Annotated in this window: 16 protein-coding genes; 9 read left to right on the top strand and 7 right to left on the bottom strand. The window is 43.8% G+C overall.

Going from position 1 to position 15,826, the window contains the following annotated elements; all coding sequences use genetic code 11:
- Positions 1-9: 9 nt before the first annotated feature.
- Genes ADU37_RS03820 through ADU37_RS03810 form a run of 3 tightly spaced genes read right to left on the bottom strand, consistent with a single transcriptional unit; the run spans position 10 to position 2,928 of the window.
- Positions 10-849, bottom strand: a complete 840-nt coding sequence (locus tag ADU37_RS03820) for a methyltransferase domain-containing protein (RefSeq protein ID WP_058946368.1) — start codon at positions 847-849, stop codon at positions 10-12.
- A 47-nt stretch (positions 850-896) separates the two neighbouring features.
- Positions 897-1,829, bottom strand: a complete 933-nt coding sequence (locus ADU37_RS03815; RefSeq protein WP_058946367.1) for a dipeptidase — start codon at positions 1,827-1,829, stop codon at positions 897-899.
- Positions 1,830-1,857: 28 nt separating this feature from the next.
- Entirely contained in the window at positions 1,858-2,928 is a 1,071-nt protein-coding gene (locus tag ADU37_RS03810) for a tetratricopeptide repeat protein (protein ID WP_058947621.1), read from the bottom strand.
- 70 nt (positions 2,929-2,998) lie between these two features.
- Between ADU37_RS03810 and ADU37_RS03805 the strand changes: the two genes are divergently transcribed.
- The 5 genes from ADU37_RS03805 (at position 2,999) to ADU37_RS03785 (ending at position 6,701) form a co-directional block, all read left to right on the top strand.
- Positions 2,999-3,547, top strand: coding sequence for a DUF531 domain-containing protein (locus tag ADU37_RS03805; protein ID WP_058946366.1), 549 nt, complete (start codon positions 2,999-3,001; stop codon positions 3,545-3,547).
- Positions 3,529-4,038: a signal peptidase I gene (locus ADU37_RS03800; protein WP_058946365.1), complete on the top strand. Its 510-nt coding sequence runs from the start codon at positions 3,529-3,531 to the stop codon at positions 4,036-4,038. Before ADU37_RS03805 ends, ADU37_RS03800 begins: the two co-directional genes overlap by 19 nt.
- 123 nt (positions 4,039-4,161) lie before the next feature.
- A complete protein-coding gene (locus tag ADU37_RS03795; RefSeq protein WP_058946364.1) occupies positions 4,162-4,911 on the top strand; it encodes a biotin/lipoate A/B protein ligase family protein in 750 nt (249 codons plus the stop codon).
- 139 nt (positions 4,912-5,050) lie between these two features.
- A complete protein-coding gene (locus tag ADU37_RS03790; protein ID WP_058946363.1) occupies positions 5,051-6,184 on the top strand; it encodes a site-2 protease family protein in 1,134 nt (377 codons plus the stop codon).
- Between the two features lie 4 nt (positions 6,185-6,188).
- On the top strand, positions 6,189-6,701 hold the full coding sequence (locus ADU37_RS03785; RefSeq protein ID WP_058946362.1) for a TIGR00725 family protein: 513 nt from the start codon (positions 6,189-6,191) through the stop codon (positions 6,699-6,701).
- Here the strand turns inward: ADU37_RS03785 and ADU37_RS03780 are convergent.
- Complete coding sequence (locus ADU37_RS03780; protein ID WP_058946361.1) at positions 6,694-7,428, bottom strand: hypothetical protein; 735 nt, start codon at positions 7,426-7,428, stop codon at positions 6,694-6,696. The genes ADU37_RS03785 and ADU37_RS03780 overlap by 8 nt on opposite strands.
- A gap of 116 nt (positions 7,429-7,544) precedes the next feature.
- On the opposite strand from ADU37_RS03780, the gene ADU37_RS03775 reads away from it, so the two are divergent.
- The gene (locus ADU37_RS03775; protein ID WP_058946360.1) at positions 7,545-8,510 is read left to right on the top strand and encodes a TIGR00269 family protein; all 966 of its coding nucleotides are present in this window, start codon (positions 7,545-7,547) and stop codon (positions 8,508-8,510) included.
- Here ADU37_RS03775 and ADU37_RS03770 read toward each other — a convergent pair.
- Positions 8,497-9,504 carry a radical SAM protein gene (locus ADU37_RS03770; RefSeq protein WP_058946359.1) on the bottom strand — a complete coding sequence of 336 codons (1,008 nt, stop codon included), beginning with the start codon at positions 9,502-9,504 and terminating at the stop codon, positions 8,497-8,499. The genes ADU37_RS03775 and ADU37_RS03770 overlap by 14 nt on opposite strands.
- Before the next feature lie 102 nt (positions 9,505-9,606).
- On the opposite strand from ADU37_RS03770, the gene ADU37_RS03765 reads away from it, so the two are divergent.
- Positions 9,607-9,861 carry a hypothetical protein gene (locus tag ADU37_RS03765; RefSeq protein ID WP_058946358.1) on the top strand — a complete coding sequence of 85 codons (255 nt, stop codon included), beginning with the start codon at positions 9,607-9,609 and terminating at the stop codon, positions 9,859-9,861.
- 232 nt (positions 9,862-10,093) lie between these two features.
- Here the strand turns inward: ADU37_RS03765 and ADU37_RS03760 are convergent, their stop codons facing one another.
- On the bottom strand, positions 10,094-12,079 hold the full coding sequence (locus ADU37_RS03760) for a DUF460 domain-containing protein (protein WP_058946357.1): 1,986 nt from the start codon (positions 12,077-12,079) through the stop codon (positions 10,094-10,096).
- Between the two features lie 101 nt (positions 12,080-12,180).
- Between ADU37_RS03760 and ADU37_RS11260 the strand changes: the two genes are divergently transcribed.
- A complete protein-coding gene (locus ADU37_RS11260; RefSeq protein ID WP_058946356.1) occupies positions 12,181-12,363 on the top strand; it encodes a hypothetical protein in 183 nt (60 codons plus the stop codon).
- A 398-nt stretch (positions 12,364-12,761) separates the two neighbouring features.
- Here ADU37_RS11260 and ppcA read toward each other — a convergent pair whose 3' ends face one another.
- Positions 12,762-14,192: a phosphoenolpyruvate carboxylase gene (ppcA, locus tag ADU37_RS03750; protein WP_058946355.1), complete on the bottom strand. Its 1,431-nt coding sequence runs from the start codon at positions 14,190-14,192 to the stop codon at positions 12,762-12,764.
- Positions 14,193-14,324: 132 nt separating this feature from the next.
- On the opposite strand from ppcA, the gene ADU37_RS03745 reads away from it, so the two are divergent.
- Complete coding sequence (locus tag ADU37_RS03745) at positions 14,325-15,818, top strand: DUF2139 domain-containing protein (RefSeq protein ID WP_058946354.1); 1,494 nt, start codon at positions 14,325-14,327, stop codon at positions 15,816-15,818.
- Positions 15,819-15,826 lie beyond the last annotated feature (8 nt).

Here is a 15,826-nt window from a genome sequence, read left to right as displayed (position 1 = left end):
AATCACCGGTTATGGCTTTAAGGCAACTACTCCCAGGGCTTCTTCGACTCTCTTAACCCCCTTAAACCCCACCTTTCTCAACCTCTCCATCACACCTCTCTGGAGATCTCTCCTTCTGTATCTCCCACCGGGATTCCCTACGTAGTGAAATAGCCTCCCTTTTGGCTTTAGAACCCTAAACAGCTCAGCATAAAATTCTTCGCTATACAACTGCCCGGCAAGAGAAAACCTTGGCGGGTCATGTATTATTGCATCAAAGCTTTTATCGTTAAACCTCTTTATCACCTCGAACGCATCTCCTTGGATAAGCTGAATGTTTTGGAATGTAAAAACTTCCCTGCTCCACGGATTAAGCCTGGCAAGTTCAATGACGTTCGGATCTTTTTCAATTGTAATCACATAAGCCCCTCTTTTTGCGCTTTCTATTGCCGTATATCCCAACCCCATGCAAGTATCCAAAACGAATTCCCCTTCTTTTGGTTTCACCGCTTCTACTTTGCTCCGGGTGTCTTTTAAGGGATTCATCTCTTTTGTCCTGTGCATTCTGATGCCGTTTATTTCTATTGTTGGGGGAATTGTGGGAACGAGCTTGTAAAAGCCATCAGTGGCGATTGCGGCTTTATACAATTGCCCCTTACTCAAAAAGTAAACTGTGTTTTCGTCCTTTGCTATCCTCTTCAGAATCTCTTTTTCCACTTCACTTCCATCGGGAAAAACGACTTTATCTTCCCTAACGAGGACTACATGCGATCTGTTCGTTTTTCTCAAGTCAAGGTTTACCCTAACCTCTCCCTTAGAAAGCAGTAAAATTCTGGCCTCTCTGAATGTTAGGAAGTAAATTTCTTCCATGCTCTCCACTCAAGAGAGAGAAATGAAAAAGAGTTAAAAAATTTTGGTTATCCGACGACCCTTTCAAAAACCCTTTCAAAGTTTTTGAACGCTATTGCTTCAGTTTCTCTTTTGCTGAAAGTTTCGTTTAGCCTCCTCAAAAGCTCCGGAATTTTGCTTTCGTTTTCAAATCCCTTGACGCTTTTTCCGCTCCATCCTTTGAGATAATACACGAAGTCAAAACCAAATCCAACGTGTTTATAGCCCGCTAAATCCTCTATGTACTCCAAGTGGGCAACCATTTTGTCCATCGTTGGATTTTCCTTATCAACAAAGCTTGGAATTGCGGTAACTCCAATAACCCCATCTCTCTCCGTTATAGCTTTTATCTGATCGTCTTTGAGATTTCTGGGATTTGGACAAAGAGAGTGAGCATTGGAGTGGGAAGCTATGATTGGAAACCCCGTTGTCTCAACAACGTCCCAAAAGCCCTGCTCGTTTAGATGGCTTACATCCACAACTATGCCGAGTTCTTCCGCTTTTCCAAGCACTTCTATGCCGAAGTTTGTTAAGCCTCCTTTTGTTCTTTCAAAAACACCATCCCCTATGGCGTTTCTTAGATTCCACGTCAACGTTAGAACCCTTACACCCAAGGCGTAGAAAACTTCAAGTAACTCCAAGCTGTCTTCTATCGGCTCTCCACCCTCCAGTCCAAGCCAGAGCGCAACTTTTCCGTTCTTAATGGCATTTTCCATCTCTTTTACGCTGGTCACGAGCTCAAAGCTTGGACTCTCAATGACGTCTTTGTGAAAGTTATTCAATACTTCCAGAGCATATCTTAATGCCGTGGCCCTTTTTTCTGGTTTTGTCCAAATGGCCATTACCCTTGCCCTTATTGTTTCTCCAAAGAACCTCGCAAAGTTTCTCTCTAAAACCGCATTGCCGTTCTTTCTTTCCTCATAGATATAGGTTGGCAGATCAGAATGGGCATCGAATATCATGATTTTCCACCCATAAGACTATCTGCTTTTAATATTTTAGTATTTTCCTTAGTTCCGCTACTGTGGCGGCGCGGATGTGGATATCAGGTATCAGCTCAGCTATCTTGAAAGCACCTTCAATTTCCCCACTTTTTAACATCCCCACGGATATTTCTGCCATAATCTCAGAGCGCAGCTCCACGTCTTCAATGTTCATGGAAAGTTTTAACGCTTCTTCAAATCTTTCGAGTTCAGTCAGTAGCTTTATTACGTAATGTAGATAGTGATTGGATATTTGGATTTCTTGGAGATATTTAAGGGCTGTTTCGACTATGTGGCTGTACCCAAGGGTTTCGTTCTTTTTCATCCATAGAGCTACCTCTAAAAGACCAATAAACATCTTCTCATCGTTGAATGTGCGTATAATTAATTTGGTGGCGTAGATGTATTTTCCTTCCGAGACGGCTTTTCTTATTTCAGGCAGACCAACTGTGGCCATGATTCTCGCTAGGTCGATTTTCCTTTCAATAGTCGCAGCTTTCGCTGGTACGCGGAGCTTTTCAAATAAGTCATGGGCCCTCTCGTAGAATTTAATGGCCTCTTCTGAAGGTAGCTCGTCTCCAACGTTTTCCATTATGTTCCCAAGTTCTATTAGGTACTCGGTCTTCCTCACGTAGTTTACCCTTAGGTTGACCACTATGTCAAAAACCCTCTCAAATAGATCCAGCGAGAAATCCACAAGTTCGGAAATGCCCATATAATACGCAATATTTGCAAGGGGGTATATCCTATCTTCAGGCTTCTTTATTTTCTCCGCTTCCTTTATTGCCTCTTCAAACAGCTCCAAGGCGTATTCTGTATCCCCTATCTTGTAATATGCAGAGGCAATATTCGCGAGTGCTTTCGCTTTCTCTCCCTTGTCCTTAATTTTTTCAGAAAAATATTCTGCATCCTCCAAAAAACCATAAGCCATCTCCATGTCCTGCGGGTAAATCACCTTAGCCATAGCACTGAGAGCTAACACTTTATCCAGATTATTGTCTAGGTTGTTGAGTAATTTCAATGCTTCCTCGTATTTTCCGTTCCTCACCAAAAACACAATGTCCTCAATCTCAACCATCGTTATCAAAAATATATTGGAGAAACAACTTAATAAACATTCCCACTTTCCTAATATCGGGTGATTCAGGATGCTTACCCTGGCCCTCTACAATTCATACGATCCCAAGAAGCTTCACGAAGCGCATCTGAGAGCCATCGCTAGAGCAGCTCCCATCTGTTATGCCTTCGATTTCCACCTTGCCCTCATAGGGTTCCCCTTTGAAAAAAAGAAACCTAATGAAATAGCTGAGGAAATATCCCAGAATACAACTATTGGAGAGGGTGGAAAATACCTCATAGAGCTTGCAAGGACAAACAAGTTTCACCTCATTGAGTTTCCAAAAGGCGGCTTTCCTTCCCAGTTCGGTCATATTGTGGCAACTACACGGAAGCCCAATGAAAACAAGGAGATATCTTCTCATCAGCTTGCAGAAAGGGCCCTTAAAGGGGAAAGCTTTATGTTAGTTGTTGGCCTTGGAAGGCATGGACTTCCGAAGGAAATCTTTAAGTTGGCCAACTATCATTTAGATATCACCGATGGAAAGAGAATAAGTCTGGAAACATGCACTGCCATAGGTTCAATACCAACGAAAATTAGAACAATAATGGAGGAATTGAAATGGAGGAAAAGTTACTAAGTGGGTGGAAAGGGGACGTTGCATTTCTCCTCATCAGCCTTGTGGTCGTTTTTGCCCTTCATAGCGGTTTAAAGATTGCCCTTCACACCGACTCGCCACTGGTTATTGTGATAAGCGGCTCAATGGAGCCGACGTTTTATCGGGGAGACGTTGTCCTTCTCAAGGGAGTTCCCCCGAGTGAGATAAAGGTTGGAGACGTTGTTGTCTACAAGAGGCCCTATACGAGGTATCCAATAATTCATAGGGTTAGGGATATAGTTGAGTACAACGGAAAAAGGTGCTTCGTGATTCAGGGAGACAACAACTGGATACACGACTTTTACCCCCTTGACATAAAGGGGTTTCCCTATCTTAAAGACTATACCGGCTTAGCTGAAGGGGATGTGCTTCCATGCATCCCTCAAGAGGCAATCGAGGCAAAGGCACTGCTTGTCTTTCCGAAGATTGGATACCCCCCATTAGTCGTGAGAGAAAGACTTGGGCTGGGATGATGTGAAGGGTAGGTTGCTGAAGGGTGATGAGCTAATCGGCCCCTGACCGGAATCTTCCCTTCTATTTTTGTTCTTTGGGCACACATTTTTAAGCCCTAATTGTCTTCACTCTTTGGTGATGTTATGAGGTTTGTTCCAATGATAGTTGCAAGACCCGAAGTGCAGATGGCTATAGATGAAGCAATAATGCAGGCGAGAATTGAGGGAAAAGTTGAGGACACCGTTAGGCTTTACGTTTTCAAGCCGAGTTCCATTACCATCGGTAGATTTCAGAGTATTGAGCATGACGTTAACCTTGACAAGTGCAGGGAGCTTAGCATCCCTGTGGTGAGAAGAATAACCGGCGGGGGAAGCGTCTTCCACGACCAGTATGGAGAGATAACTTACAGCGTGATCATAGGCGAGGACTTTCACGAGAGCTTGAAGAACATAGAAAGAAGCTACAGGTTCTTGGCTTCTCCACTCGTCAAAGCGCTTGATGAATTGGGAATAAGCGGTGGCTTTTCTGGGTTAAACGACATACTGGCTAACGGCAAGAAAATCAGTGGATCCGCACAAACAAGAAGAAAGGGAATTATCCTACAGCATGGCACTTTTATGTACGCAACTCGGCTTGAAGTTCTCGCTTCTGTACTCAAAGTTTCCCGGAAAAAACTGCAGGACAAGGGAGTTTCAAGCATATGGGAAAGGGTGACAACACTTGAAAGGGAAGGGATAAGGCTCAGCAGAGACGAGGTCTACGAGCTATTGAGGTCAAAGTTCTTTGAGGAGTTCCCCCTTGAGGAAGGAGAACTTACAGATTACGAGCTTGAACTTGCAGAAAAGCTTGTAGAAGAAAGATACGGTAACGAAAAGTGGAACTTCCAAAAATAACGCTCAGCGATCACCTTTCCATCCTCATCTTTCGGTTCGCCCATCACTCATCATCGCATACTTTTCTTGAGGGCTTTTGTTTTTAAGGATATGCACTATCTTTTTAAACTTCCCTTGGAAGTGAAATTAGGTGGACAAAATGGTGAGCTTAATTACAGCAATAACTTTGATACTCGGCTTCTGGGGAGTTCTATATCTCGCATTTGGAAGGAGAGGAGAAGAGAAAGAAGAAGGTCTGCAGGTTGACCTTTTCGTTGCTATATGGAGAACCAAAAGGTTTGTTAACTTCATAGACAAAGTTGGAACGAAGTACAGGAAGTTCTGGAAAGGTTATTCCACCGTTGGTGTAATTGCTGGCTTCGTAGGGATGGCCTATGTTTTCCACACCCTCTTCAATCTTGCCATGCAGAATATTCGTACAAAAGCCGCCACCCCGGGTGTTCAGCTTGTTATACCGGGCATTACGATTCCCCTATGGTATGGGCTTATAGGACTTGTTGTAGTTATGTTCGTCCACGAATTAAGCCACGGATTTGTTGCCAGAGCTGAGAATTTGCCCCTAAAGTCCGTTGGTCTCGTGCTTTTCTTTGTGATTCCGGGTGCGTTTGTTGAACCGGATGAGAAAGAGTTAACAAAGGCTCCCCTGCTGAGCCGTCTAAGGGTTTATGCCGCTGGCTCCATGGCGAATATTGTAACGGCTCTTCTTGCCATTCTGCTTTTGAGCTATGCTTTAACTCCCATAATACAGCCAGCCGGAGTCGAGGTTTCCAAACTGGCCCCGGAAGGGCCCGCCAAAGATTACCTCAAAGAGGGGGATATCATCGTGGGTATAAACGGCCAGCAGATAGCAACAGTGGAGGAGTTCTTCAACATAATGAACAAAACAAAAGCCGGAGAAACGATAGAAGTTGAGGTAATACGCAAAGGAAAAAAGGAAGTCATTACCATCCCCTTGGCCTCTCATCCGGACAATCCGGAAAAAGGCTACCTTGGGGTTTATCCTGCACAGCACATAGCCTCAAAGGTGGGCTTCAACGGGATCGTGCTCCCTCTGGCGTTTTCACTTTACTGGATTTACGTGCTAAATCTTGGCATAGGGCTGATGAATCTCTTCCCCTTAGTTCCGCTTGATGGAGGAAAGATGCTTGATGATATTCTAAAGGCCATCCTTCCTTCCAAAGTTGCAAAATCTATAACCTACCTATTTGTAGGGGTAGGATTGTTTTTGCTCGCTGTGAACCTCTTCCCGGCTTTAAGAAGCCTTCTGGGGTGATAGAGTGATCCAAATAGCCATAGCAGGGTCAAGTGATGAGAAACCCTTAGCAAGGGCAGTAAAAAAGACAAAAGAATTCATTGAGGAGTTAGCTAAGCACAAAGATAAAGTAGTCCTCCTTACCGGAGGCAGGGGAGGTATCATGGAGATAGCAAGCAGGGAATTTGTAAAGTTTGGAGGACTCGTTGTGGGGGTTCTCCCTGAGAGACAGGAAGGAAACGAGTTCAACACAATCAGAATAAAAACCGGGATGGACTTTGCGGAGAGGAGTGCGATTATGATCAACTCAGCCGATGTTTTAGTGGTTTTGGGAGGCGGAATAGGAACTATGGTGGAGGCATTGATGGCGTACGACTATTCAAAACCCCTTGTTGTGGTCACGGATACGGGTTATCCAAGCGACAGACTTGAGCTTCTTGCTCAGGATGGCTACTTTGACCATAAAAAACTTGTAAAGGTTCACTTTACAAAAGATGCAAAGGAAGCTGCCAGACTTGCACTGGAGCTCGCTAGATAATGTTGACCTTTCCGTTTTCTAACTTAAATATGCGCGTAGTTGGCTTAAAGTTTGGCAAAGGGGATTTTCTTATGAGCATCTTCTCCTCAAGCTTTCCTTCTTGGGAGCTGAAGTCGATCTGGTATTGGCTGTAAAGGGAGAGCCATGAGAAGTATTTCGAGGAGACTCTGTCCCTGTTGAGGAGGGTTATATTTATCGGTCTCTTCCTTTTCTCATGGAGTAAAGCGTTTTCTTTTGCTGCCAAATTCTTTTGAAGGTTCCTGAGCTCTCTGTCCTCACCTATTAAAAACACAAATCCATCCGCAGTTATCTGTATCCCTATTGGCCTCCTATCCTCTATTCTCTCCTTCAGCATTCTTCTGTAAAGGTTCATAAACTTTGGAAGATAAGTCTCCTGATCCATATCGGCATAGTAGATGTAGGGCTGTTGATATTTTATTCCATAGAACGATGCAAAAATGTCAATTATGCCAAGATTTCCTTTTTCGCCTTCCTCAAAGATGTCAAAACCAATCCTCTTAAGCTCCATGTTCAACATCGAAAGGGGGAGCACGGAGTTTATTATCACTCCGAAATCTCCTTCTTCTATTCTTCTTTTTAGAATCTCAAAGGCGAGAGTCCATCCCTGTGAATAGGTATCGTAGGTTATCAAAACAATACTGTCCTCAAGTATCCCTCCCCCCAACGCCTCATCAAGTTGTGGAATCTTAGTGCTTATGAGCTCCATGGTAATCACCGACAAAATTATTACTGCAAGTAAAGAAAAGGTTTATTTAAATCTTTTCATTTAAATGGAAAGGTTTTTTAAAGAAAAATATCTTCCCGCAGTGAGGCGAGAGAAAAATGAAATGTACAAAGTGTGAAAGAGAGGCAGTGTATCATGCGAGATATGAGGGAAAGTTTTATTGCCACAAACATTTCAATGAAATGGTTGAGAGCAAAGTAAAGCAAACTGTAAGAAAATACGGGTTAATCAAGAGAGGGGACAGAATAGCCGTTGGAGTAAGCGGCGGGAAAGATAGCGTTGTTCTCCTTCACATCCTCCACAAGCTCAGCCAGAGGTTTCCTTTTGAAATAATAGCGATAACCGTAGATGAGGGGATAGCCGGTTACAGGCCGGAAAGCGTTGAAATAGCGAGGAAGAATGCAAAGATGCTTGGAATTGAGCACCGCATCTATTCCTTCAAGGAATACATAGGCTTCACCCTCGATGAGACCGTCAACATAATGGGAAGCTTCGAAAAAGGAGAAAGGGTCGGGGCATGTTCCTACTGCGGCGTTTGGAGGAGGTGGTTGTTAAACTATGCTGCTCAGGATGTCCATGCTGACAAGCTTGCCGTTGGCCATAATTTGGACGATGAAGTTCAGATGTTTCTCATGAACATTATGCGTGGAGATGTGGCTAGACTCGGGAGAACCGGCCCCTATTATGAAGTTATTCACGAAGGGTTAGTCCCTAGAATAAAGCCCCTTAGAGAGGTACCGGAAAAGGAGATAGTGCTTTATGCGATTTTGAACAACATTGAAGTAGATTTTTCTGAATGCCCCTATGCGGTGGAGGCGTTTAGAGCAGAAATCAGAGACTGGGTAAATGAAATGGAAGAAAAGCACCCGGGAACTAAGTACCAAATTTTGAGGAGCTACGACAAAATGTTTCCCCTTTTAGCCAAAGCCTATGCCAACAGAGACCTCAATAGATGCAGAATCTGCGGGCAGCCGACAACTGGAGAGATATGTAAGGCATGCAGCTTCAAGCTTCAAGTGCAGGAGAAGGCAAAGGAAAAGGGAATCACCTTTAGAATCGAGTGAACTCCCCATAGACTGGAATCTTTTCGCCACATCGGGGACATCTGTTGTCCCTTAGATTCCATTTCAGCACTCTGTAACCGGAACGTATTATCAGCTTTTCGCCGCATTTAGGACAATACGTCGTTTCGTGTTCGATTGAGCCAATGTTTCCAACGTAGACGTAATTCAGATTGTACTCCTTTTGAGCGATCTCCTTTAACTTTACCAGCTTTTCTACTGGTGTAGGCGGCTCTTTCCAGTAGTTCATCGGGTAATAGCGGTTTATATGTAGGGGAACATCTTCTCCGAGCATTTTTAAGTGCATGTCAAAAATCCAGTTGTAACATTCTTCAGAATCGTTTGTGTTTGTGACCACAAGATAAACCATCTCTACATGGGCCCCTAAGTTTATTGCTTCTTTGGCGTTTCTGAAAACCTTCTTGTGATCAACGCTTAGAATTTTCATCTTGGGGCACCCTTTGATGTCTATGCTAAAGCCAGAAGCTCCGTTTTCGATGAGATTTCTCAAAGCTTTGAGAGTGAAATAACCATTTGTGACCAAGCAGGCATAGAGGTTTCTCTTTTTTCCCAGCTCAAAAACATCAAGGAGATAGGTATAAAGGGTTGCTGGTTCGTTAAAGCTTGCACAAAGACCTTTGTCATTATTCCTTAAGGCCAGCCTTACAAGCTCTTCTGCCGAAACCCCCTTGATCCCCTCTGGAATGTCGGAGAAGCTCAGATGGTAGTTTTGACACCAAGGGCAGTAGAAATTGCACCCAAAGCCGGAGAAAGTAAGTGCGGTGGAATTTGGGTAATAGTGAAAGAAAGGTTTTATCTCAATTGGTCTGCTCTCAATGGCGCTCAGCTTTCCATAGCCTATATGGATTAGTCTCCCATCTAAATTGGCGTAGTTCCTGCATATCCCTTTCTTGCCCTCTTCTATCAAGCACCCCCTCTCACAGACAAGACACCTAACGCCTCTGCCCTGTTTTTCGTAAAGCTCTTCAATTTTCATCAGAGAAATTTGGTTTTTATTTGGCTTAAGGTTTTCTCTGAAATTCAGAGAAACTTCACGCTATAAATAATAGATGTACTACCCTAAATTGAGGTGGGGAATATGGAGGATGTTAAGGAACTTAAAAGTGTGCTTGAGAGGGTTGAGGGAAAGCTGATAGCGGCGCAGTATATGTATGGGGCAATGTGGTTCATAGCTTTCTTGGCGGTGATGGCTCTCTATTATGTGCTTGGGGCTATTGTAGGATTTAACAGCATTTTTTCAGCTATTTACTGGATTGGAGCATTTGTTCTCGTGGTATGGGTAGGAGTGATGGTTGGTAAGAGACTTGAAGGCCTCTTTGCTTCTCTATTATAGCTCTTCCCTGGATAGTAGGGGCGATAATTGGGTGGGTTGCAGTTCCAAGGCTTAACTTGGGGATCACGGAAGAGGCTGGATTCTCATCTCAGAGTTCTTGAAAAAGCCGGGTATATAAAACTCAAAAAAAGTCTTTTCCGATAGGCCGAGAACTGCAGTGGAAATAACTAAAAAAAGGTGCCCAGATAACTGGAGAATATCTAAAATTGTTACGGGAGATCCTAAACGAGGCCTAATGGCCTTCCTCGGCTCTTTTTTTGAGCTCTTTGATTCTCTCCAGCCGGTACTCCTCGACAAGTCTTAGAAACTCCTGAACTTCTTTTTCTTTTTCCTCTTCTTCCCAACGCTTTAGTTTGGAATTTATGGCTTTTTCAAGCTCTTCTCTATCAACTATTGCGAAGTCATCCACCCTCTTTACTTCGATCTCATCCTCGTAGAGAACTGGTATTTTGTTTTCCTTTAGCGTTTCATATACAAGGTTTGGTAGTGTTTTTGCACTGATAAGGGCTTTTATCTTCTTTTCTGCAAGGTGTTCTGCTATGCTCTTTCCGGCACCTGAAGGATTAACAACATAGAGGACGTCCTCTTTTTTAATACCCGCAGAACGCTCTAACTCTTCAATCTCTTTCCAAGTTAGGTTTTCGATTACCTTTAGAGGAACCGCAGTGCCTTTAAGTTCCAACAGGTGCATCCTCTTTGCCAAGACCAAGTCTCTGCTGAGCTTTTCTATTATCAACCTGGCTTCTCTAAGTTCTTTCTCAAGGTACTCTATTCTTTTCTCTCTAATTTCCATCTCCTTCTCTCTGATGATCTTTTCCCTGATTCTCTCGTCATAGGTTGCCAATCTATTCTCCAAGCTTTCTATAATTTTTCTCTGCTCTTCAATTACAGCTCTTAGCTCTTGATTCTCCCTCTCCAGAAGATTTATGGTATTTTCAAGTTCCCTTATCTTTTCTATGTAGGGAGTAACGTCAACGGAGGTCTCGGTTACCCCGGCAGTCTTTACTTCTTTGCCCTTCTCTTTTTCTTTTACTTTCAAAATGGCCTCTCCAAGATTGTACCCCTGGATTACGAGAGCCTTTATCTCCTCTTCCTTCTTTGTGATGCCCATCTCTCTGAGTTTTGCTTCAACATGGTCAAGCTTTGGCTTCAGGCGAAGGTATGCTTTGTAGGCTGCAGCTAATGCGTCCCTTTGGTGATCATCCTCAACGCTTATGCCCAAGTTCTTTAAAAGCTCATTCTTTTCCTCAACTTTTAAGCTCTCCCGCGGAACAAAGAGTATTGCCTTAAAAGAGCGGGAAATTTTCTCCACCAACCCGGGAGCGGGGTTTACGTCAGTGGCTACTATTATTGGATGACCAACATCGCTTATGAATCTCACAATGTCACTAACTGCCATGTTTCTCTCACTGTAAAGTGCTAAAATCTTGCCGTTCAAATCTAAGGCAGCTATTCCAACGGTGATGCCGGGATCAAGCCCTACAATAATGCTTTTTCTTTCTCTTATGGCGCTTTCACTCTTTAGGGGTACAAACTCAAAAGTCTTCCTCTCCACTGGGCGGATTCTTATTTCAACATCTCCCCCCTTCATAGGCTTTATGAGACCCGCAAGCTCCTCCCTGGATGTATAAACCCTAAACTCTCCCCTTTCCAGCCCCTGGTCTTTCTCCTTAATTTCGAGGTCAAATGGAATGTTGGCTCTTTTGAGCGTTTCCTCAATCTCTCTGACCTTATTCAGAATCAGATTGTGGACCCTCCGCCTGTACCTATCTTGGCTCCATCCTCCTTTTCCCTGACTTCTTCCTCTTGAGACCTTTATAATGACCTCATCTTCAAAAGGAAGAACTTCATAGCCTACCCCCTTAGCGGCTAAAAGGGCACATACCTTTGCTTCCTCATAGGGGTTAAACTTATCCCCCACTTTTATTCCGTGTTCCTTAGCTAATCTCCATAGGGGTTTCTGCTCTTCGGGTCTGCCAGTTACCTGAACTATCTTTGTCCCCTGCGGAATTGCCCTTATGAACTTCCTAAGGTATTCTCCAAACTCGTGGATGTTGTCCATGGCAACAATATCGGGTTTTTTGACCCTTATAAATCTCAGAAGCCGGTAAAAGGTGAATTCACCGTGTTTGATTATCTTCCCATTAAACCAGCTAACCACGGCAAAACGTTTTGGTTCTTCACTGATTATATCAATCCCAACGATCAGAATAGGCATCACCCTCACTTCACTTACGTGATTTATTAAGGTTAACCAGCTTTTAAAAAGATTGCCTCCCGGAACATAGTCACGGCCTACATAATTGGGGGGAGTTAAGTTTGGCCTACACTGGAGACTTCAGACTATACGGTAGAAAAGGCAGCGAGACAAGGAAGTTCATCAAAGCAGCCAAAAGCTCGAGCGTACTAATAACTGGAGAAAAGGAGTTTGGTGGTCTTACAGAGGATATTTATGCTCGGTATAAGTTTCCTCCTGCTGATTACTTAAAAAAGACGCTTTAATATCCGATGCTTTCTTGTTGAAACCTATTCGGAGTGCTATTTTGAAAGGCTTGGCCCTCAGGATTTTAGGAGCGGTTCCGGCTGTAAATGTGGAGGGATTACCTCACGGGTAGGGGATTGGGGTTTTCAGTTTTAATTTTTCATTTACCAGATAGCCTCTTTCGGAGTCCGGAGAACATTTCTCGATCCAACATAGTAGAGAACTACCAAGAATTTTTCAAGGTCATTTTTAGTAACTTCTTATAGGCTCGACCTCAACCTTTTCGTCCTCAATAACCTCTGAAAAAGGTTCATTGAGTTCTTGAGGCCCCTTGTAGGTGGCAGGTGTCTGAGCTTTATTGTGCCGCTATTGGAGTACTTCACGTAAAAACGCAAAGAATAAAGAAAAATCGCAGTGCTTACCCGAGAAATCCTCTGATACTGGCTGCCTCTACCACAAGGCTCTCTTCAATTTTTCCATTCAGTATTTGGGTGGTTATGCTTAAATGCCTTTCATCCTTTTCTACGCCCATTTCTTTTTGCATTTTGGCTATATCCCCCAGAAATTTAAAACGGGAGGCTGCTTTTGGATTAAAGAACCTTAATGCAAAAGATATATCATTATAAAGCCCCCTGTAGTGTTCACTTATCCTCTCCAGCTCCCCTTCGCTCAGTGCCCTTAATCCTAGGATTTCCGGGGGTATTCCAAGGGAATACAGAGATGCCGTGAACTTTATAGCCCTTGGAAGGGCTTCTCCGTTGACCTCCCTTGAATATCCAAAGAGCCCTATGTGAAGCTTCCTTTTCCTCCTTGAGGGAACAGCCTTTGCAACCTCCCGTATATAGGGGGCGAGAATCTTAAGTTCCTTGGTGTATTCTTCCTCATATTTGTCGAGTATCTCAAATATCTTCTCATCAATTGCTTGCGTTTCTTTTCTTTTTGTATCGTTTACCTTTTCAATAGCTTTGATAACTTCTTTAGGCTCATTATCATATTTAAATGAGCTTTGGACGGTGAAGGTCTGGGCGCTTGGATATTCTTCCATTACTGCATCGACATTCTTGGGTGTGAAATGTCCCCTAAAAGGGGCTCCACCAACACCGATTATTGGATATAGGGGGATGCTTAGCTCTTCTTCAAGTTCTTGGAGTTTGAATAAAGCATATTTGTCGTACATTACCGCACTTATGAGGCCATAGTTCATTGCGGGGTCGCTTCTTGCTAAAAACACCCTCTGGTACTCAAAGTTTTTTCCGGTTAGATATTCCTCCAGGATTTCATGCGAGTTCAGGATGGCCTCTTTTGTCTCAAATAGGGGTATGACATTTATCTCTTCCGGAAAAAACTCTCCAATCCATTCATAGATTTTAACGTCGTACACCCTTTTGTACTGCTTTCCTATGATATACCTTCTGTAAAGCTCATACACCCTTTCGATTTCCTCTGAGAAGGTTGTCATGGGCAAGATGACTTCAAAAATTGGGGCGACTTTCTCTCCGTAAAATAACCTTGCATAATCGGCAGATCTAGGAATGCTTTCAAGGGTTTCAAGCAAGAGCTTTGCCTCTGCTTTCTCCACGCTCGGGTTTGGCACGCGGGGGGTTATTCTGAAGTCCCTACCAAGCCTGTGCTTTCGGAAGAAATGAGGATATTTCTCCAGAAGCTTTTTAACAACAAACTCATCCACTTCCTTTCCTTCAAAGTCCCACATTTGCTCCTCTACCCCAAGAACGCTAAAAGCATAGAACGCTTCAATTATTTCATCCTCCCCACTCAGCTGGGGCTCCTGAGCAAAGAAGGGTATATACACATTGTCAGGATGCTGGGTACTCATTGTTCTTGGTATCATTTCGCTCACCATTTCCATTGGGAGTGCACAAAATTTAAGTTTTTTGACAATTTTTTTGAAAAAATGGCAAAGAGTGGTGATGCTCTCCCCCACAGCTTGCACAATGTTTTAAATCTTTGGGGGGAACTTTTAATGGTGATATCTGTGAAGATACTGGAACACCTAAACAGGTTTCCACCTCGTTATGGTCCCGAATGGGGAAGTGGTGGAATATTTGGTTTAAGGTATCACAACGGCGTTTTGTACTTCACGGTGGCGTTTGAAGCTCAGGCGCATTTTATACGGGAAGACTCAAAGAAGGTTTACGAGTTTGACCTCGTTGGTGAAGGGCCAACTTCGGGAGGAGACACCTACAATGCGGTTGAGACCGTTGATGAGTTTATTTACTTTGGGGGCTGGGTTCATGCCCCGGCAGTTTATGAAGGAAAGAACGAGAAATCGACAATAAGTTTTGTCAACAAATATTCCCACGTTCACGAATACGATACAGAAAACGACAAAATAAGGCTTCTCTGGAAAGACTCTATCCATCATAAAACCGATTGGGCGGGGGAAGTGAGCGATATAATCTACGATCCCTATGAGGACAAGCTCCTAATAGCGAGAGAAGATGGGCATGCAAACCTCGGTATATATGAACTTGACAGAAAAACCGGGGAGGCAAAGCTTCTCAATGAAAATCCGAGCCTTAAGGGGACTCTTGTCCACGACACCGTCTTCTTCGGGGTTGGAAAGAATTTCGAGTGGGGAGTGAGAGAATTACATGCCTTTGATTTAGTTACGAGAAAGTGGGAAGTATTTCCAGTAGCTGTGAGCTCTGTGGACGGAAATCCTCCCGTGAGGCCAGTTCTGGGTGATATGGAGAGCGCATACAACAGGGTTTTTGCCTTTGTGAGGGGAGGAATGTTTGTGGGCAATCCCCTTAACGGTGAGGAGATGGTCTTCCTTAGACTGCTGGACTTTCCAAGCTTCTATGCCCCTATGAGAACGAACGCTCTTCCAATAGGGGGAGGAATACTGATAGCTTACAATGCCCATCATGATGCAATCTACAGACCGGTGGATGAGGGGAGTAGGGTTATGGCAAAATTTACAAACACCATAAACGCCCCCTCTTTGCTTCTTTATGTGGCTCCCCCAATGATTAAGGTGGTGGGCGTTTTTGGTGCGAGGATAACAAGTATAGAAAAGGCCTTCGGAAAGATACTCCTTGGAACGAACACCACTCCCAACACAGGGGCTCTGGAAGCGACGCCTTTTGACACTGGCAATAGGGACATCGTTGTTCTTGACGAAGATGTACTACATAGAAAGCCTCCCGCACTCAGCATTTCCCTCAACACCTCTGCCTTGGCAAAAGCGGGCAAGCTCTTTGGGGCAAAGGCCTTTGGAGGAATACCTCTCGACGGATATAGAGAGGCCGAGCTGATAATACACTCAAGCAAGGACAACCTGTTGACAATATACGAGTATGATCTTTCGCTCCCGGTTGAGAGGGCTTATGAGGAGTTCATTGGAATAAAAAGCGGTAGAAACATTATTGATTTATCCTCATTCAGCGGGATAGTTTCATTTAAGCTGGAGGAACCAGATATTGCAGGAAAAATAAGAATAAAGCTCCTTTAGCTTTTTTT

Source organism: Thermococcus sp. 2319x1 (assembly GCF_001484685.1).
In the GTDB taxonomy this organism is placed as follows: Archaea; Methanobacteriota_B; Thermococci; order Thermococcales; family Thermococcaceae; genus Thermococcus_A.
The sequence above is the reverse complement of the archived record's forward strand: the minus strand, read 5'-3'. Positions and strand labels throughout refer to the sequence as shown.